23 protein-coding genes are annotated in these 26,108 nt (G+C 39.3%); 17 read left to right on the top strand and 6 right to left on the bottom strand.

Going from position 1 to position 26,108, the window contains the following annotated elements:
* Positions 1-361: 361 nt before the first annotated feature.
* From FILTAD_RS03055 to FILTAD_RS15925, 5 genes are all read left to right on the top strand, one after another.
* Positions 362-1,213: a dimethylarginine dimethylaminohydrolase family protein gene (locus FILTAD_RS03055; protein WP_124069040.1), complete on the top strand. Its 852-nt coding sequence runs from the start codon at positions 362-364 to the stop codon at positions 1,211-1,213.
* A 401-nt stretch (positions 1,214-1,614) separates the two neighbouring features.
* Positions 1,615-3,219 carry a gamma-glutamyltransferase family protein gene (locus FILTAD_RS03050; RefSeq protein WP_124069039.1) on the top strand — a complete coding sequence of 535 codons (1,605 nt, stop codon included), beginning with the start codon at positions 1,615-1,617 and terminating at the stop codon, positions 3,217-3,219.
* Positions 3,216-3,821: a chromate transporter gene (locus tag FILTAD_RS03045; protein WP_415579333.1), complete on the top strand. Its 606-nt coding sequence runs from the start codon at positions 3,216-3,218 to the stop codon at positions 3,819-3,821. The genes FILTAD_RS03050 and FILTAD_RS03045 overlap by 4 nt, the downstream gene beginning before the upstream one ends.
* Positions 3,818-4,354, top strand: a complete 537-nt coding sequence (locus FILTAD_RS03040) for a chromate transporter (RefSeq protein WP_124069038.1) — start codon at positions 3,818-3,820, stop codon at positions 4,352-4,354. Before FILTAD_RS03045 ends, FILTAD_RS03040 begins: the two co-directional genes overlap by 4 nt.
* A gap of 431 nt (positions 4,355-4,785) precedes the next feature.
* On the top strand, positions 4,786-4,932 hold the full coding sequence (locus FILTAD_RS15925) for a hypothetical protein (protein ID WP_203229638.1): 147 nt from the start codon (positions 4,786-4,788) through the stop codon (positions 4,930-4,932).
* A 210-nt stretch (positions 4,933-5,142) separates the two neighbouring features.
* On the opposite strand, the gene FILTAD_RS03035 is transcribed toward FILTAD_RS15925, so the two are convergent.
* Positions 5,143-5,694: a Uma2 family endonuclease gene (locus tag FILTAD_RS03035; protein WP_124069037.1), complete on the bottom strand. Its 552-nt coding sequence runs from the start codon at positions 5,692-5,694 to the stop codon at positions 5,143-5,145.
* A 235-nt stretch (positions 5,695-5,929) separates the two neighbouring features.
* On the opposite strand from FILTAD_RS03035, the gene FILTAD_RS03030 reads away from it, so the two are divergent.
* Positions 5,930-6,604: a response regulator transcription factor gene (locus FILTAD_RS03030; RefSeq protein WP_124069152.1), complete on the top strand. Its 675-nt coding sequence runs from the start codon at positions 5,930-5,932 to the stop codon at positions 6,602-6,604.
* Positions 6,601-7,608, top strand: a complete 1,008-nt coding sequence (locus tag FILTAD_RS03025) for a sensor histidine kinase (protein WP_124069036.1) — start codon at positions 6,601-6,603, stop codon at positions 7,606-7,608. The genes FILTAD_RS03030 and FILTAD_RS03025 overlap by 4 nt, the downstream gene beginning before the upstream one ends.
* Positions 7,609-7,641: 33 nt before the next feature.
* On the opposite strand, the gene FILTAD_RS03020 is transcribed toward FILTAD_RS03025, so the two are convergent.
* Positions 7,642-9,606 (bottom strand): ABC transporter permease, encoded by a 1,965-nt coding sequence (locus tag FILTAD_RS03020; protein ID WP_124069035.1) that lies wholly within the window; start codon positions 9,604-9,606, stop codon positions 7,642-7,644.
* Entirely contained in the window at positions 9,603-10,349 is a 747-nt protein-coding gene (locus FILTAD_RS03015; RefSeq protein ID WP_124069034.1) for an ABC transporter ATP-binding protein, read from the bottom strand. Before FILTAD_RS03015 ends, FILTAD_RS03020 begins: the two co-directional genes overlap by 4 nt.
* A gap of 360 nt (positions 10,350-10,709) precedes the next feature.
* Between FILTAD_RS03015 and FILTAD_RS03010 the strand changes: the two genes are divergently transcribed.
* The 3 genes from FILTAD_RS03010 to FILTAD_RS03000 all read left to right on the top strand — a co-directional run bounded on the left by FILTAD_RS03010 (position 10,710) and on the right by FILTAD_RS03000 (position 13,909).
* Positions 10,710-11,279 (top strand): TetR/AcrR family transcriptional regulator, encoded by a 570-nt coding sequence (locus FILTAD_RS03010; protein ID WP_124069033.1) that lies wholly within the window; start codon positions 10,710-10,712, stop codon positions 11,277-11,279.
* A gap of 63 nt (positions 11,280-11,342) precedes the next feature.
* A complete protein-coding gene (locus FILTAD_RS03005; RefSeq protein ID WP_124069032.1) occupies positions 11,343-12,773 on the top strand; it encodes a DHA2 family efflux MFS transporter permease subunit in 1,431 nt (476 codons plus the stop codon).
* A gap of 236 nt (positions 12,774-13,009) precedes the next feature.
* Positions 13,010-13,909, top strand: coding sequence for an Rpn family recombination-promoting nuclease/putative transposase (locus FILTAD_RS03000; RefSeq protein ID WP_124069031.1), 900 nt, complete (start codon positions 13,010-13,012; stop codon positions 13,907-13,909).
* 275 nt (positions 13,910-14,184) lie between these two features.
* Here FILTAD_RS03000 and FILTAD_RS02995 read toward each other — a convergent pair whose 3' ends face one another.
* Positions 14,185-15,492, bottom strand: a complete 1,308-nt coding sequence (locus FILTAD_RS02995) for a GTPase family protein (protein WP_124069030.1) — start codon at positions 15,490-15,492, stop codon at positions 14,185-14,187.
* Between the two features lie 155 nt (positions 15,493-15,647).
* Here FILTAD_RS02995 and FILTAD_RS02990 point away from each other — a divergent pair, with 155 nt between their 5' ends.
* The 6 genes from FILTAD_RS02990 (at position 15,648) to FILTAD_RS02970 (ending at position 23,364) form a co-directional block, all read left to right on the top strand.
* Positions 15,648-15,866, top strand: a complete 219-nt coding sequence (locus FILTAD_RS02990; RefSeq protein WP_124069029.1) for a hypothetical protein — start codon at positions 15,648-15,650, stop codon at positions 15,864-15,866.
* A gap of 52 nt (positions 15,867-15,918) precedes the next feature.
* Positions 15,919-16,089: a hypothetical protein gene (locus FILTAD_RS15755; protein ID WP_160117553.1), complete on the top strand. Its 171-nt coding sequence runs from the start codon at positions 15,919-15,921 to the stop codon at positions 16,087-16,089.
* A 34-nt stretch (positions 16,090-16,123) separates the two neighbouring features.
* On the top strand, positions 16,124-16,318 hold the full coding sequence (locus tag FILTAD_RS02985; RefSeq protein ID WP_124069028.1) for a hypothetical protein: 195 nt from the start codon (positions 16,124-16,126) through the stop codon (positions 16,316-16,318).
* A 313-nt stretch (positions 16,319-16,631) separates the two neighbouring features.
* Positions 16,632-17,027: a (deoxy)nucleoside triphosphate pyrophosphohydrolase gene (locus FILTAD_RS02980; RefSeq protein ID WP_124069151.1), complete on the top strand. Its 396-nt coding sequence runs from the start codon at positions 16,632-16,634 to the stop codon at positions 17,025-17,027.
* 34 nt (positions 17,028-17,061) lie between these two features.
* Entirely contained in the window at positions 17,062-19,956 is a 2,895-nt protein-coding gene (locus FILTAD_RS02975; protein ID WP_124069027.1) for a DEAD/DEAH box helicase, read from the top strand.
* Between the two features lie 165 nt (positions 19,957-20,121).
* The gene (locus tag FILTAD_RS02970; protein WP_124069026.1) at positions 20,122-23,364 is read left to right on the top strand and encodes a hypothetical protein; all 3,243 of its coding nucleotides are present in this window, start codon (positions 20,122-20,124) and stop codon (positions 23,362-23,364) included.
* 654 nt (positions 23,365-24,018) lie between these two features.
* On the opposite strand, the gene istB is transcribed toward FILTAD_RS02970, so the two are convergent.
* Complete coding sequence (istB, locus tag FILTAD_RS02965) at positions 24,019-24,765, bottom strand: IS21-like element helper ATPase IstB (protein WP_124069025.1); 747 nt, start codon at positions 24,763-24,765, stop codon at positions 24,019-24,021.
* On the bottom strand, positions 24,762-25,454 hold the full coding sequence (locus FILTAD_RS02960) for a hypothetical protein (protein WP_124069024.1): 693 nt from the start codon (positions 25,452-25,454) through the stop codon (positions 24,762-24,764). Before FILTAD_RS02960 ends, istB begins: the two co-directional genes overlap by 4 nt.
* 66 nt (positions 25,455-25,520) lie before the next feature.
* Here FILTAD_RS02960 and FILTAD_RS02955 point away from each other — a divergent pair.
* On the top strand, positions 25,521-26,108 hold a 588-nt coding region (locus FILTAD_RS02955), incomplete at its 3' end, for a UPF0236 family transposase-like protein (RefSeq protein WP_203229637.1).

Genomic DNA, 26,108 nt, shown 5'->3' with positions numbered 1-26,108 from the left:
GAAACGGGAAATAACCGTGTGAATAATGTGGAATCCTCACGGAATGTGAGGGTTTTTTCAATGGGCCGAATAAACCATATATGTAGGAACTCAATATACATATCGAATCGGGGGGTGAATGATGCGCTATCATTTCCTCGGAAATACAGCGGAAAAGAGGCCGACACGCAAATTATTGGCTTTTCAAATCAACTTTCAACGGAATGGTGGGTATCTTACGCTTAAAAACACCCACAAGTTCTGTCGTCTCTACCTTAAAAGAGTTATCGTTTATAGAATTAAATATGGAAAATTAAATGTTTATATTTATCTCAAAAGGGAATTGATTTGAAGACGAAAAAAATTACTTGGAGGATGGAAGATGGATTCCCCTATAGAAGATACCCTTGAAACACAGTGCAATACCGAATATGATACGTTACGCCGTGTCATCCTCTGTCAGCCGAAATTCATGGCGATAGACGAAGTCATCAATGATGTGCAAAAAGAATACGAAGACGAAAATATAAATACCACAATAGCTATGAAACAACATGCGGAATTTGAAAAAAAGCTTATCGAACACGGAGTCGAAGTCATTAAGCTACCTACATCCGAAGAGTTCCCCGAGCAAGTATTCACACGTGATATCGGATTCACAGTCGGCGACGATATCTTCGTTGCTGAAATGGCAAGTGACATCCGTAAAGGTGAAGAAGAAGCACTCGAGGATTGGTTGGACGACGAGGACATTGAGTTCCAGACAACGACCAATCGGGTGGAAGGCGGCGATGTCATCGTCGATCGCGACAGGGTATATGTAGGTGTCAGCAGCCGTACGTCCAAAGAAGCCATTCAGAAGTTGAAGAAGGACTTGCCAAAGCACAAAATCATACCCATTCCGTTCAATGAAAAATACTTGCACCTCGATTGTGTATTCAATATCCTGTCACCCGAAGTCGGGCTCATCTTCCCGAAAGCAATCGAACAAAAAACAATCGACAAGCTAGCTACACAATATGAGCTCATCGAAGTATCCGAAGAAGAGCAATTCACCATGGGTACAAATGTCTTATCCATCGGCGACAAAAAAGTATTCAGCTTACCTCAAAACAAAAACGTCAACGCACAAATCCGGGCACATGGTTTTGAAGTCATTGAAATCGACTTCTCTGAAATCATCAAATCCGGCGGTTCCTTTAGATGCTGCTCCATGCCGGTTGTACGGGAATAGAACTTACAAAAAACTCCACTAAGAAGTGGAGTTTTTTTAATTTTAATGATGATTAAGGTGGAAGTACTGTTAGGGTTCATTGGAAATGAATGTTTTTAGCTTCAAATAGGGCATGGCGGTGATAAACCAATCCAAATCGTCATCAAATGTAAATACAATTTATAGTGTCTAAGTTATTTGAAAACCATATTGATTTAACTGACTCTTCGTTTTACACTAATAACTACACGGGTAAGGACATTTGTTAAGAGGAAGTTAGATTTTGATTAACAAATGATTAAGTTTATAGACATAAGAGACTTGAATTTGTTAAAGGGAAGCAACGGGCTTTTCAGAATTCTTAACATATCGTAGGTCTAAAAGTAGAGCGAAAAAATAGAATCGCCCCGAGGAGGAGTTTCATGGATCACTTATATCATCCATACCAATCAAAACGACATACCGTATTTGCCAGGAAGGGTATGGTCGCTACATCACAGCCGCTTGCCTCTAGTGCAGGATTAGAAATTATGCAGAAAGGAGGAAATGCAATTGATGCCGCAATCGCAACGGCGGCAGCGCTAACAGTGGTAGAACCGACTTCCAACGGTATTGGAGGGGATGCGTTTGCACTTGTCTGGGTGAAAGATAAATTGTATGGACTAAATGCATCTGGACCCGCTCCAGCGACACTGACCCCGGAGGCTGTAAAGGCACTAGGTCATGACAAGATACCGGCCCACGGAGTGATTCCGATTACAGTGCCGGGCACGCCTGCCGCTTGGGCGGAACTTTCACGTAAGTTTGGAAAGCTATCCTTGAAGGAAGTACTTGCACCTGCAATCCGTTATGCAGAAGAAGGTTTCCCTCTCACACCGATACTCGGTAAGTACTGGGGAATGGCGTATAAAAGGTTTAAAGAACAATGTACCGGAGATGAGTTCAATGCGTGGTTCGAGACGTTTGCCCCGGACGGTCGTGCACCCAAAACAGGTGAAATGTGGTCATCACCCGGTCATGCAAAAACACTAAAGGCAATTGCGGATACAGATGCACGTGATTTTTATGAAGGTGAAATTGCTGATAAGATTGATGCGTACATGAAAAAACATGGTGGTTTTTTATCGAAAGAAGATCTTGCTACATACAAACCGGAATGGGTTGAACCTATTTCTGTGAACTACAAAGGCTATGATGTATGGGAAATTCCCCCGAATGGTCATGGGATGGTAACGCTTATGGCGTTAAATATTTATAAGAAACTGAGTAAACCCGAGTGGCAGTCTACTCAAACGATTCACGAACAAATTGAAAGTATGAAATTGGCATTTATAGATGGCAAAGCATTCATTACGGAAAAGGCAGACATGCCGGTTGAAACGGCTCATCTGTTATCTGATGACTACGCGGAGAAACGTGTAAAGCTTATTCATGATGAAGCAATGGATCCGCAACCATATGAATTGCCGAAGGGCGGCACCGTGTACCTTGCGACAGCAGATGAAGAAGGGAATATGGTTTCTTTCATCCAATCCAATTATATGGGGTTCGGTTCAGGTATCGTTGTCCCTGGAACAGGTATTGCGCTTCAAAATCGCGGCCATGACTTTTCGCTTGATAAGGACCATCCAAACGTTCTGAAACCAGGTAAACGGTCGTATAACACAATAATTCCTGGATTCCTAACAAAAGATGGTGATGCGGTCGGACCTTTTGGTGTAATGGGAGGCTATATGCAGCCGCAAGGACATTTTCAAGTTGTGGTAAACACAGTCGATTTCCTGCTAAATCCCCAGGCAACTCTTGACGTGCCCAGATGGCAATGGACGAAAGCGAGAAAGGTACTGGTTGAGCCAGAGTTCCCCAATTATTTGGTGCAGTCGTTAATTAGAAAAGGTCATGAAGTGAAAATTTCACCGGATGGCGGAGGCTTTGGACGAGGGCAAATCATATGGCGAAATGCAGAAACGGGCGTACTTCGGGGTGGAACTGAATCACGTACAGACGGGGCACTTGCGGTTTGGTGAAAGATAACAACATTCCCTTAGGTGGTGGGAAGACGCCTGGGTTAGGGAAGTGGAAGCTGCAAAAAGACTTATTCACCGCATTTTGCCGAGTAGGCTTATTGGGATTCGGGGGAGGACCTGCAGCAATTCCAATTTTCCATCAAGAAGTTGTACGCAATTATAAATGGATGGATGAAGATGAGTTCGGTGATACCCTTGCTCTAGCGAATACAATGCCGGGACCGATTGCGACAAAGTTAGCAGGATATATTGGTTACAAAGTGGGTGGAAAGTTAGGTTGTCTCAATGCCATACTTGCCTGTGTGTTACCGACTTCCTTAATGATGATTGTGTTAATCGGCATTTTGCAGAAATACAAAGATATCTCATGGGTTAAAAATATGTCCGCCTCCGTTGTGCCAGTAGTGGCCGTTATGCTAGGTATACTATCCTGGGATTTCATTAAAAAATCCGGTGATACACTGGGGTGGAAAAAGGCATTGACGATGTTGGTCGCTGCGGGACTATTAATGGAAGCATTGAATATACATCCCGCAATTATTATAGTAGTAGTCCTTATTTTCATCTTCTTTCCTATTCGAAGAAGGGGGAAGAAGGCATGATCTATTGGCAACTGTTTCTCGCATTTTTTATATCTGGAATGCTAGGCTATGGGGGAGGACCGGCTACGATTCCGCTTGTGGAGAATGAGGTAGTCGGAACTTACGGATGGATGGACACCCAAGAATTCAGTGAGGTCGTCGCTATTGGGAATTCTTTGCCGGGACCGATTGCAACCAAAATGGCTGCATCTATCGGTTATTCGGAAGGGGGAATCCTGGGAGCTTTTGTCGCCATATTTGCCACCGTTGCGCCATCACTCTTTCTTATGATTGGGCTAATGGCTGTTCTCATGAAATATAAAGATCATCCCAAAGTGAAAAGTATAACAAAACTTATCCGTCCAATTATCGCTATTCTTTTGGTGTTTATGACTGTCCAGTTTGTGGAAACATCGGTCGAAGGGGTTGGGATTCTATTTACGGGAATCATTGCCCTGGCCAGTTATTTGATGCTTCAAAAGTGGAATTGGCACCCGGCCTTCGTTATCATGATTGCACTAGCTTTTGGTGCAGTGACAGGAATTGAATGGTGAAAAACCCTTACTTCAAAGTGGGGTTTTTTGGTTTCAAAAAATCGTGCCGATGATAAAACCACGTGAGCCGGTGATAACAGATCCCAAGGCGGTGATAACACGTCCCGAAGCGGTGATAAACCCACATGAGCCGGTGATAACCACAAACAAGCTCACAGCCTGAACCATTTAATCCACTCAAAACAAAAAAGCATCCAACCAGGATGCTTCAATCCACAAATACTTCATCCAAGCCAACCGTCAATTCCGGAAATACGAACGATACAAGCGAATCATCCAGAGGTACTTAAACAATGAGCTCCGGCACACTGTTTTCATACGAAATAGGTTACTAAATTATGTACGACTCTGATATTATATAAATACAACCGAATATTGTGAGGGTGGTTGGTTGTCATTCTTCTTTCCTAAGTGGAAAGGAGGTGATAATCATGGAAACATTTCTTGAAATTCTAAAAGAAGTTCTGAAAGGAATAGTGCGCGAAACAAGTGCAATTTTCTATCGGAAGAACGTTTTAGAAAAAAAGAAAACCACCCATCGCCGTCAGAAGCAAAAGGGTGGTTCACGAAGAAAGTAACAAAACTTTTTTGACAACCATCACCCTGACGGTAAAGGTTGTAAAGGGAGGAGCGTTGACGCGCTTCTCTCTTTTTTAGTATATGTCCATTATAAATGAATTTATACAATAACTCAACGTGAACAGCAGCCCACTTATTCTTATGAAGAACGAGCAATACATTTAACTTTTCTGTGCATCATAGTTATACAGTACTTAACCTCAAAATGTTCAGCCCACAAATACTTCATCCAACCCAACCGTCAATTCCGGAAATACGAACGATACAAGCGAACCATCCCGTCCAAACACTTTCCGTTTCCGATATCGATTTTCTGAAAGGGCATACACTTCGATCGTTTCATTATGTGGATCGACAAGCCAATACTCTCCAACATTTACCCGTTCGTATAGGGTGAACTTATTGTTGCGGTCCTTCAAAGCTGTCGACGGAGATAGTACCTCAACGATTAGCTCTGGCGCACCGATTGCCCGCTTATCTCCAATCATATCATCATTGCAGAAAACGGAAATGTCGGGTTGTACAATCGTATAGTCATCGGTATCATCTAGCTGAACGTCAAACGGAGCAACGTATACAGAACATCCACTTTTCCCGAAATGTGTTCGTAATGCGTAAAATAGTTCTCCGACAATACGCTGATGAATGGGTGTAGGAGCCGGCGTCATATTGTATGGCGCTCCATCGATTAATTCCCAATTACCTTCCCAATCACTAATCTCTTTAATCGTCAATCGTCGATTTGGTTTTGACTGTGCCATCAAAATACCCCCCCGAATCCTTTTTATAAAGTATAGCACAAGAAACAGATAACTCATTCGTTCATTGGATTTGCATACGCCTCAATACCGGGGAAGAATGACAAAAGCAAACAATCCTTTTTCTTTTGGTGATAGTTCAACGGTACTGTTCATCAAAACCATTACCAAAGGAAAGTACTCAAAAACATGGTACAATTTCCACATTAGACGTACCTACGTGATAGGAGCGAACGCGATGTATAAGGTGATGATTGTAGAAGATGATGACAAGATAAGAAGGATTGTAGCGGATATGCTAAAGAAGTGGCAGTATGACGTGATTGAAGTAGCCAAGTTCGATCAAGTACTTACCACTTTTGAAAATAATCAGCCTCACTTAGTGTTGCTTGATATTAATTTACCGGTTTTTGATGGCTATTACTGGTGCCAGCAAATTCGCTCGATATCAAAAGTACCGATTATTTTCCTTTCTTCCCGGACTCAAAATATGGATGTCATTATGGCAATTAATATGGGTGGCGATGACTTCGTACAAAAACCGTTCGATTTGGATGTGTTGGCTGCTAAAGTTAGTGCACTGCTGCGTCGGAATCACGCTTATCAAGATGAAAGTAGTATGCAGCTCACGCACCAAAACCTGGTATTTTATTTGACCAATTCATCCATACAGGTAGGAGAACAAACGTCGCTGTTATCTAGGAATGAATTTATAATTTTACAATTGATGATGAGCCATATTGGAAAGATTATCTCGAGGGACGATTTGATGCAGGCTTTGTGGAAAGATGAGCAATTTGTTGATGACAATACGCTGACTGTCAATGTGAATCGCTTGCGTCGAAAAATTGCCACTCTTGGATTGGAAGCGTTTATCGTCACCCGCAAAGGAATGGGGTATTTAATCGAATGACGTTTCTGCGGTTTTTACGTTACGAAAGGCCAGTTATTTTTTTATATCTGGTCGGTTTTCTCATAACGGCAATGGTGTTTTTTACAGATCCCACTAGAAACTGGCTTTGGGGTACTTTCTTCTACGCACTCGCTTTAATCTTACTTATACTGGCCGGTTATTTGCTGTTTCGCTATCAGCAAAATCTGCGGGCCATCCGCAGTATGCAGAGCAGGGATTACGAAAGTCTATCTATGGAAGGTGATTACGCCCAGCAACACATGGATGAGATGAGAAAGCAGCATATTCGTGAATTGAACACGATTCAGGAAAAACAAAATGAGCATTATGATTTTATCGTTTCTTGGTTCCATGAGATTAAAACCCCCATTGCTGTCTTACGATTGATGCAGCAAACGGAAGTGGACGCCAAAAGTTTGAGTGAAGAAGTATCAAGGATAGAAAATTACGTCGATCAGGCGCTTTATTATGCCAAGCTTGATAGTTTCAATCAAGACTATGAAATTAAAAACTGTGACCTAGAGAGAATGGTAAAAGAAACAGTAAAAGATCACTCGAAAACCTTTATTTCAAAAAAAATCCGCATCAATTTACAGTTAGAACCAATGGCGGTACAAAGCGATTCCAAATGGCTACAGTTTATTTTGAATCAATTAATTACGAATAGTTTGAAGTATACATCTGTAGGTGGAGAAATAACAATTACCATTGTTGAAACCCCACAAGAAAAGCAACTAATCATCCGAGATAATGGAATTGGGATTGAACAAAAAGACCTTCCACGGGTCTTTAATCGAGGTTTTACTGGAGAGAATGGTCGTACACATTCCAAATCAACGGGGATGGGCCTATATTTGGCGCAACAATTATCAAATAAATTGGAACATTATATTACCTGTACATCTGATGTGAATGTTTATACAGAATTTATCATCCATTTTCCAAAAAACCATGATCCATTCCTATTGATGAATCAAAATAATGCAGACAAAAAAACGCAATGACTGTACAAATCAGTCATTGCGTTTTTAGCGTGCTCAGTTTTTCTGATTGACAATTTTGTAATAAACACTTGTAGAAGACAAGTAGAACAAAAAGTAAATAAGGAAGTAAGCAATCAGTATACCCCAGATGATATTCGTGAGTTGTGGATAGTCCTGAAGTGTATCTAGCATATAGTACTTCAAAATAAACCAGCTATGCAAAACGCCTAATATAAGCGGAGGTAAGAAGATAAATAATAACTGTTTTCGAATGACACTTTTCATTTCACGCTGATCGACACCGATCTTGCGTAAAATCGCATATTGTCTTTGTCCCTCGGTTGCCTCGCGTAATTGTTTGAAATAAATGACGCTGCCTAAGGCAAATAATGCAATGACTGCGAGGAAAGCGGCTGCAAATAACAACAATGAAGAGCTTTCGATTTGGACGGAATACACATCAGCAAAAGAAGAGTAGTATGCTCCGGGTGTTTTTGAAACAACTGCATGTACTTGCTCAGATAATGCTTCTGCATTCTTTGCATCTTCAATGTGGTAAATTTCAAATGACTTCGTCGATGTAGCATTGTTTAAGTCTTGATAGGCTTCATCCGAAATGATGAGCACAGCCGATTTTATTGTCATGGATTTTGCTGGGTCGGAAGCCCAACCAAGTAAAGCGTAATCTTTTCTTTCAACAAGTTGAAAAGTAGTTTCTTCACTTGTGGTAACTGTAAATTCTGGTTGTTTATCCGCAGTGAAACGTCCTGGTAAGTCCATTCCTTGCGAAAGAGCAACAACTTCTTTACCTTGTAAATCGATTTGTTGATCATGTCCACGTAAAGTGACTATATAGTTGTATTGTTTTTCAGGGAGTAGGAAAATGTCTTCTGTATAATACTCTGGGTTTTCAAAGGCAATACCCATGTCGGTTGCCGGTTTTCCTGAAAGTCCCTCAATTATTTCATGATAAATAATCCGATGATCCGAATTTATAATAATTTTTTCAATGTCTTCATTGGTTTGTTCATCTAGTGACTCGAACGCGATATCATTCGGTAAATTTCTTCCAGCAGCTTCGAATTGGACGGCGTAATTGATGGACACGAATCCAACTAAAATGATAATCACTGCACTAAACAACGAGATAAACGTTAAGTTTAAGGTGTTGCTGCGAACTGAAAAACGAAGTGAGGAAGTCCACAATACTGTATTGCCTTCATTGAACTTTTTGCTTCGACTCACCATCTGTAGTAGCCAGCCGGTGAATTGTCGGAAAAACAAATACGTTCCGCCGATGATACCAATGGTAACTGCAATCATGCTGACGTTTGCATAATCCTGCCACACAACGGATGCCCGGCCACGGCTAATCAATAAGAAAGCCATTCCCAGTAAGAAAATAGCAAACAAGGCTAGAATTCTTGAAGAAGGGATAGGTTTTTCCATTTTTTCTTTTGCATGAAATAATTCTATCAACTGTACACGACGTACATTCAAGTAGCTTTGAATACTGATGATCACTATTAATAAAATAAACAATAGAATCGTTGACCCAATAGCTTGTATCGGGAAGGCAAAAGAAATGACGTTATCATATTGCATCAAATTCATTAATAACATCCCAAAAAATTTAGACAGCAAACCGCCAATCAAAATACCACTTACAAGGGATATAGCACCAAGAAATAAAGTCTCAATGAAAACCATCGTCGCAATTTGTCTTTCACTCATGCCAAAAAGTAAGTACATACCGAATTCTTTTTTTCGTTGCTTCATAAAAAACGAATTGGCGTAAAGGATAAAGAAAATAATGAAGAGAAATACAACAACAGATGCGATGATTACACCCAGTTGGAAGTTTTCCTTATTCTCCAGTGCGTTTAAAATGTCTTTGTTATACATTAAAGACGAAAAAGTAAAATGGATGATAACCCCCGTAATCATTGAAAACAAATAAATCGAATACAGCCGGAAATTCCGCTGAACATTTCTCCAAGATAAATCCAGCAAACTCATTTCCGATCGCCCCCCAGTACACTTTGGATGGTCAGAATGCGATCGAAAAACTCCTTCTGGTTCTGATCACCTCTGTACAATTCATTCATTATTCCACCATCACGCAAGAAAATAACGCGTTTGCAGTAACTAGCGGCATATGAATCATGCGTAATCATAAGGATTGTCGTCTCGAATGTATGATTGAGTGACTCAATCTGTTCTAATAACTGAGTTGCCGAGCGAGAGTCAAGGGCACCAGTAGGTTCATCTGCAAAGACAATCGCGGGATTGGTAATAATGGCACGAGCGGCTGCTGCGCGTTGTTTTTGACCTCCGGAAATTTCAGAAGGATACTGACTTAATATCGATTTAATATTTAATGATTGAGCAATAGTGGCTAATCGTTTTTCCATCTCTTCCGCAGAGGTTTTGCGTAAAGAAAGTGGTAACAATATATTTTCTTTCACGCTTAATGTATCAAGTAAATTGTAGTCCTGAAAAATAAAGCCCATTCGCGCTTGACGGAATTGACGTAACGATTTCTTTTTTAAATCTAAAAGAGACGTTCCATCAAGCGAAACATCTCCACCGTCAAAGGTATCAATCGTTGATAAGACATTCATTAAAGTTGTTTTCCCTGAACCAGAAGGCCCCATAATTGCTGTGAATTCACCCGCTTCAACGGTTAAATCTATATTTTTTAAGACCTGGGTCTTGCCGTAAGATTTGGATAAGCTTTTTGTTTGAATTACTGTGTTCATCGAATAATTCCTCCTTCTACTGCTCCAACTATATCCCCTTTTTTGTTATCCAACCATAGATGTAACAAGAAGGTGAGTGACAGTTTTGTCACTATGGGCATTGAAGAACCGGGATGACTAATAACTACCTAAATGATGACATTTGTTAAGAGAATCGATTAGAGGGACTTCGTATGTGTGGCATCCACAAAGCGCCGAAGCGTGTATCATGGAGAATTCTTAGTCCAGTCTATAATGGCCGACTTTTTTTACTGTAAAAAAACAATCCACAGTGGAATTGGACGTAAAAATTGACAAAGAACAGATATGCATTCATTATACTAGTAGACCGGTTGTTATAATTAAAGGAGCGCAAAAACGTTGACTGATAAAAAAAATGCGAAAGATATTATTATCAAAGCCGCTTCTCGACTTTTTCGTACACGTGGATATTACGGGGTAGGGCTTAATGAAATCCTTAAGGAAAGTGGCACCGCCAAAGGATCGCTCTATTATTATTTCCCCAATGGCAAAGAAGAATTAGCTATTGCGGCTATAGATTACACGAAAGAGTTTGTAGCAGATAAAATCCGTAGAGCATTAGAAAAGTTTGAAGAACCTATTCAGGCGTTTCAAGCACATATCAATGACCTGTCCGAAGAATTCGGCGTGCACAAGGAAATTTTCGGATTGCCCATCGGAACGATAGCGGGCGAAACTTCTTTAACGAGTGAACCGATAAGACTGGCCTGTCAATCAGCTTTTGAATGTTGGCAATTGATCTATGTAGAGAAGTTACTTGCCTCGGGGTATAGCGAGAAGCATGCAAAAGAGTTAGGTTTACTGATCAATGCTATGCTAGAAGGCGGAATTCTTCTATGTCTAACGACGAAATCTAGAGAACCGCTGCGAATAATAGCTGAACAAATACCTTTTTTACTGAAGAAATAGGTTGTAACTCTAAAAGTCATAATGAACCAAGGTCGATTTGATAAATAGGTGGAGGAATAATGAATGGTAACAAGTAACGTACAACAAGAAAAACAAGTCATCAAAACGACCCCGATTTTAATCACTTTTTTAATGGCAGGGTTCATCGGGCTATTCAGTGAAACCGCCTTAAATATGGCGCTAGGTGATTTAATACGGATATTTCAAGTCTCCCCCTCAGCTATTCAATGGTTGACGACAGGTTATCTATTGACCTTAGGGGTTCTAGTTCCGGTTTCGGGTCTGCTGATTCAATGGTTCAGTACGCGCCACTTATTTTTCGCCTCAATGTTTTTCTCGATTATTGGAACGCTGGTCGCCGCATTGGCTCCAAGTTTTGAAGTATTGCTAGTGGCCCGTGTTATTCAGGCAATAGGTACGGGACTGATGTTGCCACTTATGTTCAATACAATTCTTGTCATTTTCCCTGTTCATAAAAGAGGAACGATCATGGGACTGATGGGGTTGGTGATTATGTTTGCACCAGCTATTGGGCCGACGATTTCCGGTTTATTGATAGAATATCTCAGCTGGCATTGGATTTTCTGGATTTCTTTAGCGCTGTTTATAATCGCTTTACTCTTCGGGATTGTTTATATGCAAAATGTCTCTGACATAACGAAACCTAAAATTGATGTACTTTCGATTATTTTATCCACAATTGGTTTTGGTGGGATTGTTTACGGATTCAGTAGCGCGGGCGAAAATGGCTGGGGAAGTGCCATCGTAGTATCTGCTTTACTAATTGGCTTAATAGCTCTCGCCTTATTCTCGCTTCGACAATTTAAAATGCCAAGACCGATGATTGATTTACGTGTTTTGGGCTATCCGATGTTTACGTTGGGCTTACTCACCGTATTCATCACGTTCATGATTATTTTGTCATCCATGATTCTATTGCCTCTATACTTACAAACAGGGATGGCGATAGCGGCATTTACAGCAGGCCTTATTCTTTTACCAGGTGGCTTATTAAACGGGATTATGTCACCGATCACCGGCCGCATTTTCGATAAATATGGACCAAGAGGACTTGTTCTTCCAGGGTTTGTATTGATGGCTGTTATGTTATGGATGCTGTCGACGATAACCGCAGAGACATCCATCGTCATGGTGATTGTGATGCACTCCATACTGATGATTGGTGTTTCCATGACCATGATGCCCGCGCAAACAAACGGGCTAAACCAACTACCAAGAGAACTTTATCCGGACGGTACCGCTTTGATGAATACCCTGCAGCAAGTTTCCGGTGCAATCGGAACGGCTGTAGCCATCACCATCATGTCGGTTTCTCAAGAAGCTTATTTAAAGGGGGTTACGAACCCAACCGATCCATCAAACATCGTAGCTTCCTTGACGGCCGGTGTCCAGGATTCCTTTATCTTCGGTTTCATACTGGCGATTGCCGGTCTTATTGTTTCACTCTTTATTAAATCATCACGTGTTAAATAGGGAAATAGTTGGTAGACACCTGGCTCTGAGACAATCTTGAATTGTTTTGGAACTGGGTGCTTTTTTTGATTAAAATAGAAGACGTACATCCGCTATCTGTTAGATATATTAACAAACGACAATATTTTCATTTTGAATGAATTTCTGTTTTTGGATTGCTAGCTCGGGTGGTAGAATAATCAGTCAAATTAATTGATTTTGGGGAACCTTAGTTCTATAATAGAGGGAAAGAAACGGTGGTGCATGTGTTGGTCTCTGTTGTAGGCGAAGAGAAAGATGTCTATGGTGCCGAGCCTTTGGACCTGCGGAATGATTTTGTATTCAAAGCTTTTTTCACGGATGAGCGAAGTAACGGACTACTTTTACAATTTCTCAGGGCGATTTTGGGTGAATCGATTACATCCGTTATGTTGACAGATCCAACGATTGAAGTAGCTCATTCTGGTGATAAATCATCTGTGATGGATCTGCGTGTGCTAACAAATCGCGGAGAGCAAATCAATGTCGAGATGCAATATCAAGGACATAAGGCATTTTCCGAACGGATGCTGATGTACTGGGCAAAAATGTATGGCAGTCAAGATAAGGTTGGGAAATCTTATCGGGAATTGAAAAAAGCAGTCCAGATTGTCATCGTCAATTTCAAGTTGTTGCCGAAATCAAATTTTCATAGTATGTTTCTGATAATGGACCCGGAGGATGGCACGGTTTTTTCCAACCATCTAGAAATTCATGTGTTGGAGTTACCGAAGTTACGGGCAAAGTCAATAATAGAATCGAATGACTTGGAAAAGTGGCTATTGTTCATGAACAGCGATAGAAAAACAAAGGAGGTGTTGGCTATGGAAAGTTCAACGTTGAAAGAAGCCCTTTCTCAAATTGAACGTTTGAGTCAGAACCCGGAAACTGTTAAAATGGCGATTTCCAGGGAAATTCACTTGAAAGATCAGTTGCAACGGGAAGAAGATGCCCAATTTAGAGGGATAGAAAAAGGCCGCGAAGAAGGTGCACATTTGCGTGACCGAGAGATTATCCTTAATATGCATGCAGAAAACGTGTCGGCGGAATCCATCTCACAATTAACAAAAATACCCCTTGCAAAAGTGAAAGAAATTATTGAATCAGCTGTTCAGTGAGAGAAGTAGGTACACGGCTCTGAAACAAGATTGTATTGTTTTGGAGCCGTGTATTTTTTTCCGGTACACAATGGGCTTGATAGCAATGGAAGTTATAGTTGTAAACCCAGCGGCATTTTCATATGCGATTAAATGGACTATATACCCCACTAAGCATGGGACTCTCGCTTAATAAAAACCAAATAAGGAGTCCTACAACACAAATAAGAACCAAATAAGGTACGTTAATCTACCTTATTTGGTCCTTATTTGATTTTTTTAAGCCCAGCGCACATCTACTCCAAACCTCTATCAAACTCATCCCGAGCATTCTTCACAACTTTATTCAACTCTTCTTCCGGAACACCTTTCAAATAATAAGCAACCGCAGCCTTGCCGATTGCATAGGTTCCGCCGCTCGCGATACTTGCGCTAATGGCGGAACCTGCACCGGGCAGAATCAGGTTCGCGAACTTACTGCCTTGCTGTGCAATCATTCGTAGCGTAAAACCGGTAGCGCCAATTCCGCCAAGCGATACTAGTAGCTCCCGTGCTGTCTTGAATGCCAAATCGCGGCCCGACAAATAAGCGATAATCATCAGAAGGACCGTCTGCAACGACAAAAGAACAGCAATATCCGTCGCAATGATCGGGCTCAGCGCAACCGTGGCGGCAAGCGTCGAAAATACTTTGATGAACCGCAGCGCAATCCTTTCGGAAATCTTATGGATGCGTATCGTCATACCCAGGTGGATAGCCGCCCGTATGTCGATACTTTGTTCCAAAAAATCCAGCAGTTCCTCGATTCCATAACGTCCGTCAAACCCAATCGTCAACTCACCACGTTCAACTTCGGATAAATCGTCAGGATCCTGGCTCCACTCGATATAAGAAGAGACAGGAATAATCGCATCAACTGGCACCTTTTGCTCCTTAAAAATACGCCTCAGCTGCCCCTTCTTGTCCTCCATTAACGCAAGCTTGCCGGGCGGATAATCAGCAGGGTCTTTTATGCGGGAAGGATTCAGCTCATCCACATGCGTAATAATGCCAACCATCGGCAAACCATAACCGGCACTCAGCATCATCTTTTTCGCGCTCTCCACATCAATATCGCTATGCGCCCGCTCCGTCGCTTTTTGCAAAAACAGTATTGCATCCGGCCGAAACGCTTTAACGACAGCCGCAAGCTCAGCCTCTGCATCTGCATCTTTCGTAAACGCCTCCGATTCCCCAATATCACGCGTGTCAATCACTTCAAAATACACTTGTCCATCCGACTCGTACGTAAACCGACGCGCTTCCTCCGTCCCAATTTCCACATCGCTCACTTCCGCTAGATACCTACCACTCATCGCATTGATCAAACTACTTTTCCCGACACCTGTCCTGCCAACAAGCACAAAACGCGGCGGTCGCGGATCCTTCAAACCTTCCAGCAAACTAGTCAAATCACTATCATCCAGCAAAACATCCATCAACTTCGCCTGCTGCTTCCCCGACAACAAATTACCCGGAATTTTAGCAAGCAAGTCTTCTAGGTAGTTGTTCAAGTTCCCGATATGATTCATACGTTTTTGTAGTTCTTCGAATTGTGGGTTCATATGTAAAAACTCCTTTGTTGCATAGTTGTTAGTTCTTTACCCGTTTTGGATGGGTTTCAGTCGGAATGAAATCTAAAAGCAATGTGGTTTGATAAACGATGATAGGGGGATCGGAAAGGCATATAGATAAAAATGAATTCGGAGGAGGATCTATTTTGAAACCAACTATCAAGTATGATATCGAAGAAACGCTAGTCCAAGTGATCCATGATGATGGAGAAGTTATTGTTAAAAGAGGAGTTTGGGTAGAAGGTGAAGGCCTTTGTACGATTTATGATTTAGATGAAGGTTGGTTTCCTTATGTCTGTACAATAAGTGGAGATTTAGGTCACATGCTTGCTACTCAATGTGTGAATGTAGTAGAAGTCGAGTAGGACGATAAGGTTTATATTAATTTGAAGATCAGTGCGAAGGTGGTGTAAACGAATGGAAGAGAATATAAAACCTACTATTTTCAATAAAAATACAGGGGAGTATGAAGCCGTTTTATACGTCTGCAACAAATGTCACGAAATGCACGCAGATGAAACCTATATGTGTCAGGCTTGCACTTGTGAAAGTTTGAGGATTGTTCCCGAAACAGAATTGATTAATTGATTTGAGAGAAGCTTTTATAAAGGAGTGGGGTACATTGGAATTCAAAGGTACGACCATTCAATTAGTAGACGGTAGCGGAACGATTGTTGTTCCAAACGGAATATTGATAGTAAGTGATAGGGTGTGCGCAATATATGATATGGACGAAGAGGATTTTAAATTTGTCTATACAACACGTTTCGAAATGAAAACCATGCTAGTTGCTGAAGATCTTCGCATGAAAGACTAGGAAGAAGATGAGCGTCTATGCTCCGAATGTAGTACGCCGATGGAAGAAGGGTTCTATTTTGAATCAGACGGAACACAGTATTGCAGTGAGGCTTGTCTGCTAAAAGTTATCTCTTGGAAGGACTACTTAGCAATTCACGACAATGGCAATGGAGATGCGTATTGGACGGATTGGTATGACGCTTGAGAAATTAAAGTTAATCGACAAATTAAACATTTAATTGACAGCTATATGGTATGATTTGTTTATAATTAACAGATAAGCCTTTTGGATTTTTAAGTGTAGAAAATATGCGTAAGAATAGGTGAGTAAAATCAAGAAGATTGTACATGTTGTAGGAGCAATCATTGAAAATGAAAACAACGAAATTTTATGTGCACTAAGAGGGCCAGAGATGACATTGCCGAATTACTGGGAGTTTCCAGGTGGAAAGATTGAAAAAGGCGAAACAAAAGAAGAGGCTTTAAAAAGAGAGATTCAAGAAGAACTAGGTTGTACGATTGAAGTGTTTAATCAAGTAGAAGATACGACATATGAATATGAAAAAGTCATTGTTAGGTTGGAGACGTTTATGTCAAAGGTCGTTTTTGGTACCCCCGTACTTTCCGAACATGCAGAAGTTAGGTGGGTTACAAGGGAAGGGTTACGGTCCCTAGATTGGGCGCCTGCAGATATTCCAGCAATTAATAAGCTAACGGGCGAGTTTTAAAGAATTAAAAATAGTATGGGAACGCGGTGATTAAATGGAAAGCTTTTTACGGAATTTAAATTCTTCACTACAAGAAGGCTTTGTGAACAAAAATCAGAGCAGTATAGGTAGCTTCAAACCAGAGTTATTAATTAATAATGCAAAGAAAAGTATCAACGTGTTAAATACAATACAGGAAGAACTTGAAACTAGTGAAGACTTTATCTTTTCAGTAGCGTTTGTTACGGAAAGCGGCCTAGCAACAATGAAGTCATTATTTTTAGATCTTAAAGAAAAGGGGGTTACGGGACGAATATTAACATCTACCTATTTATATTTTAATCAACCCAAAGTATTTAGGGAACTCATGAAATTGACGAACGTGGAAGTAAGGTTAACACAGTTAAAAGGTTTCCATTCCAAAGGCTATATTTTTAAACACAAAACGCACTACTCTTTAATTGTGGGTAGTTCCAATCTAACCGCCCATGCATTGAAAGTGAATTATGAGTGGAATGTGAAATTAACATCCCATGAGAATGGTGATATTGTTCATCATTTTAAAAATCAATTTGAGGATGTTTGGGAAGACGCAGATTTATTAACCGGAAAGTGGATAGAGGATTACGAAATTGAGTACTTAAAAAATGCAGATAGAAAACTTGCTGAGCAAGTGGTAGAGATGCCAGCCAATTATAATCCGAATGCTATCGAGGAATCGATGAAGATAGTTCCAAATGCAATGCAAAAAGCCGCTTTGCTGCAAATACGGGCGGTCCGTGATGAGGGAAATGATAAAGGGCTAGTTATTTCTGCAACAGGCACCGGTAAAACATATTTGTCTGCATTTGATGTTAGAAGTTTTGCGCCTAAGAGGATGCTATTTATTGTTCACCGGGAGCAAATATTAAACAAAGCAAAAGAGGATTTTCATAGAATTTTGGGTGGAATCGACGAAGAGTTCGGATTATATGTAGGTGCTAGCAAGCAATTGGATAAGAAATATCTTTTTGCAAGTATTCAAACGCTGTCAAAACAAGAAAACTTAAATCAATTTGATCCGAGAGACTTTGATTATATTCTAATTGATGAAGTACATAAGGCGGGGGCCGCTTCTTATCAGCGAGTCATTAATTACTTTAAACCGCAATTTCTAATGGGAATGACAGCCACACCGGAGCGGACAGATGAATTTAATATCTACTCCCTGTTTGATTACAATATTGCCTATGAAATTAGGCTACAGGAAGCACTTGAAGAGGATATGCTTTGTCCATTTCATTATTTTGGAGTAACCGATCTTGAGTTAGATGGAGAATCAGTCGATGATACAGCCGTTTTTACAAAACTTGTCACTGACAAACGTGTAAACCACATTATCGAGAAGATTAATTACTATGGTTTTTCGGGTGAGAAAGTAAAAGGATTAATGTTCTGCAGCCGGAAAGCTGAAGCAAGAGAGTTATCTATTGCGCTAAACAAGAAGGGATTTAGAACCGTTGCATTAACAGGTGATGATTCGCCAGAAGAAAGGGAACGTAGGATAACCCAATTGGAAAATGGATTCCTTGATTATATTTTAACGGTAGATATTTTTAATGAAGGAATTGATATTCCGAGCATAAATCAAGTGGTGATGTTGAGACAAACTCAATCGAGTATTATATTCATTCAACAGCTTGGACGTGGATTACGTAAGCATAATTCGAAAAACTACGTGACGATTATCGACTTTATCGGTAACTACAAAAACAATTATTTAATCCCGGTTGCACTCTCAGGTGACAAATCCCAAAACAAAGATAATGTACGTCGCCGAACAAAGGATACAAGCTACATTAAGGGCGTATCAACCGTTAACTTCGAAGAGATTGCTAAAAAACGGATTTTTAGTTCGATCAATGATAGTAATTTGACGGCACTGAAAGTTTTACGGGATGCCTATGTAGAATTGAAAAATAAAATTGGCCGGGTTCCGTACTTATACGATTTTGTGACGAATCATTCCATCGATCCTGTAGTCATTGTGGAGAAACATACAAACTATTACCAGTTTCTATTGAAGATGAAAGAAGAAGTACCTACCGTGAAGGACTATGAAGACAAGGTATTAACAATGCTTTCGTTAGAAGTATTGAATGGAAAACGCCTGCATGAAATACTATTGCTCGAACAATTGTTGCAACAGGAAAAGATTCATTACGATGCCTATTTGAGCTTGCTAACTGCAAATAATTGTCGGACAGATGTAGCAACAATGGACTCAGTGAATCGATTGTTATACTTATCCTTCTTCACAACAAGTGTCCAAAGTAAATATGGTGGAAAACCACTAGTCACTGTAGATGAAAGTGGAAATTACACGCTGAATGAATTAATTCGCGAAGGATTAACAAGCAATCCTTACTTCGGAAAGCTGGTTCAAGACATTATTCATAGTGCAAAATCAAAATCGGAGCTATATGAATGCAGCCGGCCCCTTACTCTATATGAAAAGTACTCCAGAAAAGATGCTTGTAAGCTTTTGAATTGGAATGCAGATGAAAGTTCAACGATGTATGGATATAAGCCGAAGCACAACACATGTCCCATCTTCATTACTTACCATAAGAATGAAGAAGTTGAATCCAGCGTTAATTACGGCGATGAACTCCTCAATCCGGAGCTACTTAAGTGGTACACAAGAAGTAATCGATCATTGAGGTCGCAGGAAGTTCAGAAAATCATTCATTCAGACGATAATAATATCGATATTCATATCTTCGTAAAAAAAGATGACGACGAGGGAACCGATTTCTATTATTTAGGACAAGGGTACCCTGACAAATCCAGTGTTGAAGAAGACAGAATGACTGATAAGAATGGGAAAGACCTTCCTGTTGTTCATATGAATATGGCAATGGAACAGGCTGTGGAGGGGAAGCTTTATCATTATTTGATTGATGAATGATTAGGTGAATCTACTTGTGATATGGGGAACTGTATCACAAGTAAGTGAGGTTTTTTTGAAGTGTATTGTTTTAATAACTTTATTATTTGACACGTAGATAGTTAATAAAAGTATAGATACTATAAGGGTTAATATAGTATTGATGAGAGACAAAGGAGGGATGTTATGGGTCAAGCTGCACGTAATGCACTCAAAGGTTACACATATCAACACTACATATTCACATTGTTCGTAGCAAAGATGGATGTTGAAAGGAAAATCAAAAAAATTGAATCGGAAGCAATTACTACTGGAAACTTTGATGATTTATACCTAGAGTCCAATAAGAATTATAGAATTCAGGTAAAAAACTACCCCGGAACTTCATTGGATGACATTTCTATAAGTAAAGATAGTTTTCGAATCAAAGGAAGCTCAAATGTTTACAATCAACACGAAAATAATATTGTAATAATTAATACTGACCAGATTATTACAGACTCAGAATTTTTGGGTTTACCAGCAATAATAATAAATGAAATAGTAATAATCCCACTTACTCCTAGTGAAGTACAAAATCTACTTGATGAGATGTTTAGTACTGAAAGTAGGGAGGTTCAGATCATTCAGTATGCCTTCTCATTAACAACTTCTTCGAACTTTATGATTATGGTAGGGGATCTGCCAAAAGTGATCAGAATGTCTCTAGACTTAAGTGACAAAACAATATTAATACGTGAGCCGATAGAAAGTATAGAAACAGGTATTTTATGGATAGGTGGTAAGCCTGGCGTAGGTAAGAGTCATTATGTTAAAGAGTTGATTCAAAAATATGATAACGCAGTAGTTTATAGATTCTGGACTGGATCTCAAGACGAACGACTTATGAAACGGTTACAATTTGATGCATTTTTAGATGATATAGCAGTAGCAATTTTCAACTCTCCAAAGAGTTATACTACCGCAGAGTTAATTCAAGAAATTGTTAGGCAAAAAAGGATACTGATAATTGATGGTCTTGATCATGTAGAAAATTACAATCCAAAGGAACTTGATTTATATATAGACTTCATTAATTCACTGGCAAATGCCCCTATAGTTGTTTTGTCGAGACCACTTTTAGCTAAAGTTAATTGGGGAAAGATGGAGTTGGAAAATTGGAGTTTTGAAGAAACCGAATTATATTTAGCGATGGCTTACAATATCTATGAATATCGAGTTGTAAGAGAAATTTATAATGTTACCGATGGTTATCCTATAATTACCTACTTTGTTGCTGAACATTATAAAATACATAAGGAAATAAATGTTACTCTGGAAATTGAAAGTTTAAATCAATATTATGGCCTACTGCTTGATCTAGTTAAACCAAAATCATTATTATCTATTTTTGCAACAAACAATAGTTTTTTCACAGAATCTGAGATTAAAATTATTCTTGAAGAATCCTTCCTAGTAGGCGCCATTATGGAATTTGTAGAAACACATCCATATTTGTTTAAAAGAACACTGAATAGAATTTCGTTAATTCATGATAGTTTTAACACCTACTTGAGGCATGAAATTAAAAATTATCCAGAGTTAGAAGATAGAATAAATCAGTTTGTACAGGATAGTTTGTTAAGTGGAACTGTAAATTTCATGTCAAGATTGTCTTCATTTGACCTTAGCGAAAATTTCTACAAAGACATATTATTGATGTATAGCGATGTTGGAAGTTTTTCAGATTTACTTGAAAGGACTTTAGATTACAATTCAGTAACCTCATTATATAACCAGCTACAGAGGTTATTAGAGCATCGGGAAGGAGTACTTGATTTATATCAATATTATTCATTTTCCTTAATCTGTCAAATGGTTAATCGTAATGATTTAATTGGAAATGACGGTTTGGTGTATCAGATTCTTCTATATATGAATGATCATGTAATTATAGAGGAAGAGATATTTAGTACGGGTGTTTTATGGAATACTCTCATTCTATTAAAGTTACAGGAGGAGGGACCATATAAAAGGTATTTGACAGATAGAATGTATGATTCAAATCAAATAGAAACACTATATGAAGCAGTTTATGATGAACAACATTACTTTGAAATACGGGAAAACAAACCGAATTACAAAGAGACATTAGAAAGGTTGGAAGATAGTGGTATAACCGAATTTGAGAAGCAAGATATCTTAATAAGACATATGGTTAATGTTTGGATTAATCAGGACCAAGAGGATATTTATTTTGAATTACTGGATGAATACCTGAAAAACGATAAAAGCATAGCAGAATACCAATTAAGTAAAATCGTTGAGAAGTACGGTATAAGAAGTATGTGGTCAGCAAGAATATTAATATCTGCCAAATATCAACTTAATGAAATGGGGAAATTAGGAGATAAAAATTTCTTTTATGGTAAATCTTTGGACGAGATAATAAGAGAAAGTGCTTCCAAAGGATCTTTTGAAACGGTAGAATATGCGCAATCTTTTTTAAGGTTAGTAAACCATGAAAAGAGACAGATTGATATTTATTCAATTAATCGTGTATGGACAATGTATTATAACCGAAAAGATTATAGTGTATATACACTAGATACTGCATTAAGCGTGTTTGAGGAACATGGTTTTTTAGAAGAGTTAAAATCGATTGATATATTAAGAAAAGTGATGGATCAAAGTGAAAAAGGGATTAGACATTTGCTTGGAAGCTATATAAATATGAAAGACAATTTTATAATAAATAAATTGGATCAAATAGGTGCATTTAATAGGAGTGATTTCCCTGTAGATATATTCGATTTAGCACCTGAGAAAATAAATTGCCTTGATGTTAAACACATTGATTACAGAGTTTATAAACTGCTTTCATATCATGATTATGGGAAAACTATTGAATACGGAGATATTCAAAATCCATTGCAAAGCAAGCACTGTAATCGTATTCTCGATTCTATAAATTACAACGGCTACAGAATATTAGGGGCGATTGACGATAAAAAGATCGAGAAAAAAGTCATTGAAAAAGGAATAGATATCCTGGAAAAAGCAAAAGAAGAAGAAAAGGAGTATACCCCGTTTAAATATGGATGTATACATGAAGAGGATAAAAAGTATATTAATGATAATCAAATCGGATATCTTGAAGTATCAAGGTATCCAGATGGATGGCATTCCTGTTTACCCCTAGTAGATATATACTCTCTTTACAAAGTGGAGGAGATCAGAATCCACCACATGATGATAATACACAATGCAATGTTTGCTAGAGTATCAGATAAAGAATACATTGGGAATTGGCATTTATTAATTGGTAATATTCCAAGATTTCTTCAACAATATGAAGTTTGTATTGATTGGAATAAAACGTATAAAATTCTAAAGTGGTTTTTAAAGGAGTCATTAATTTATGATGTGGATAGTAATGGGAAATTTTAATTTTTGAAAAACAAGTAGATATTAATATTGGTAGCCTTTTTGAATTTTGAATGGTTATTTGATTTAGTGAAATATATTTGGTCTCGTTACGCAATGCTTTATCTTAAGTAGTTATAATTTATCTAGGACACAAATACAATATCATTGCCACTGCTCGGCAATGGTATTGTATTTGTTAAGTGGGAGAATTTACTTTAAATTAGAAATCGCAAAGTAATTCATTTTTAATTACTAAAGTTTTGGCTGAAGACTATAAATCCATTATTCGTTGTAAATGTTTTTTCTTGGTTGATTGATTACAGCCAATGAAATGTACCACCACTGACAAGTCTTTTACCATCGAATGACAACAAATATACCAGCGAATGACAAGTAGTCTACCATTCCCCTTCTATAATCATTTACACCCTGCATGGGAAGCTTAGATACAGGATACACAATGACTGGGGAGGCTACCGATACTTAAATTCACAAGTTTACACCGAGTGACGGGCATGATAGCCTTGGCGGGGCAAGCCAGCACGTGTTGCTGGTTTCCTGGCTTGGGACTCATGCGAGGCTCGGTGTAAGGTTGTTAATCCAGCACATACCGCATTGTTGTAACCGTCAAGTTAAATTGAACAGTTTCTGCTCGTTTGAAATGAACACTTTTGCTTAAAATATATGCTGCCTATTTTTCATACGATAACTATCACTATTCATATGAATCACTTCGACACGATGTAACAGTCGATCTAGAATGGCTGTCATAACCCCTTGATCTCCCATTAATTCCGTCCATTGTTCTGGGCTCTTATTCGACGTTAGAATAATGGAACTTCGTTCATACAGATGATTGATGAGTTGGAAGAATAGATTTGCTTCACGCTGATCCATCGCCATATACATCAAATCATCAATAATCACCAAATCAGACGCTTGGAGTCGTTTCATTTGCACCTGCGATTTATGCGCAAATTCTTGGGTTTTCAGTAGCTGAATTAATTCACCCATTGTCACAAAATACACTTGGAATCCTTTATGAATAGCTTCCAGGCCTAGCCCTATGGCTAGAAACGTTTTACCGACACCAGGTGGTCCTAATAAGATTAAATTGTATTGCTGCTCTAACCAGCTAAACTCTTGTAACTGTGTCAGTTGACGAGATGTGAGGGCTGTTTGCTCCTCTACTTGAAATTCTTGTAGCGTCTTAATATAGGGGAAGCGCGCCCATTTAATGCGACGTTCTATACTTTTCAACTCGCGTTTACCTAGCTCAAATGATGTGATGGCTTCCAAAAATTCTAAGTAGGTCCAAGACTCTTTTTCAGCCTCGCGAAGGAGCTGCGGGAGCTCCTCTGCTGTTTCTGATAGCCGTAGCTGCCGAAAGTGATTCTGTAAGTCTTTCACGGTTTTATTCATGAGACATTTCCTCCTAGAATTCGTGTATAAGTTTCTAAGGGGCGTGTTTCTACTTGAATATTCGTTGGAGTCATTGGGACTTGCTGTTGCTCATGGAGCTGGGCTGGTTCCTCTAGATTCGATTGCTTCAAGTAATACACTATGTCTCTAAAGTCATTCGCACTGTATAGTTTTTCACGTATACATTTTTGAAGTGCTGGGTCAATCCATTCGGTTTCTTCTTTAATCACTCTTAGAAGAATTGTTAATTGATCCCGGCGATAACGCACGTATGTCCTACAAATTTCGTCCACATATATCGATGCGTCTTCTTGTTCTTTAAAATGTGAAATGACGCTTTTCTTTAACTCTTCAATTCCTTTAGAACGGTCTCGGGTATGATTACGATTTTGAATAAGCTTCCCTTTTTCGCTACTAATTTGGTGTTCTGCCAATACTTCACCATTTGACTGCTTACGAATGATTAACTTATCTTGTTGCTCGCCTTGTATGTCTAAAACAACCTGATTCTCTGGTAATACTCCATAAGTTCCTAACGGAACTGAGTAACGGTTGGATGCAAAGCGGTATGAGTAAAATGTTTGTGGGTGAATAAATAGTAACCGCTCCCTGCAAGTTGGAATCCCGGTTTTGGATTCCAACTTGCAGGGAGCGGAAAGTAAGCGATAGCGCGGTAGGTTTAAAGGCATGAAAAAGGGGCTCTCTTCTTGTATAGTGAAGTTTGCACACAAACACTAAGGAGAAAGAGAACCCACATGCCTAAAAATAACATAAAGTTACCTACATTAAAAGAAATTGAGACAGATTTATTTCGAACACTTCAACAAACGTTTGCGAACGTATTTCAACAGCTCCTAACGGAACTGGATCAACAACTAGCGGAAAGTCGAGATAAAACTCGATTTCAACTGAAAGATAAACGCCCCATGACGATGGATGCTTTATTTGGCTCCATTAAAATTACTAGAAATTATTATTATGATCGGCAGAACGGAAAGTATATTTATTTATTGGATCAATATTTACAGTTTGACGGGGCAAAAGGGTTGAGTCCCCTCGTACAGGAAATGGCGATGGAGCTAGCGGTTGAAGGCTCCTCTTATCGCCATGCATCTAGTACGCTAGAAAAGCTTCTGGGGTACTCCGTCATTAGCCATGAAGCAATTAGACAACATCTTTTACAGACCGAAGTCATACCCGGCCCCTCCGTTACTCCGATGAGGCGCGTTCTTTTTGTGGAAGTAGATGGGCTCTATGTAAAAAGGCAAAAAGGCAGAACGCGCGGGCGCGAAGAAAAGATAGCAGCTGTACATGAGGGATGGATTGTTAATGGAAAACGCACG

Source organism: Filibacter tadaridae, assembly GCF_900609045.1.
GTDB lineage: Bacteria > Bacillota > Bacilli > Bacillales_A > Planococcaceae > Sporosarcina > Sporosarcina tadaridae.
The sequence above is the reverse complement of the archived record's forward strand: the minus strand, read 5'-3'. Positions and strand labels throughout refer to the sequence as shown.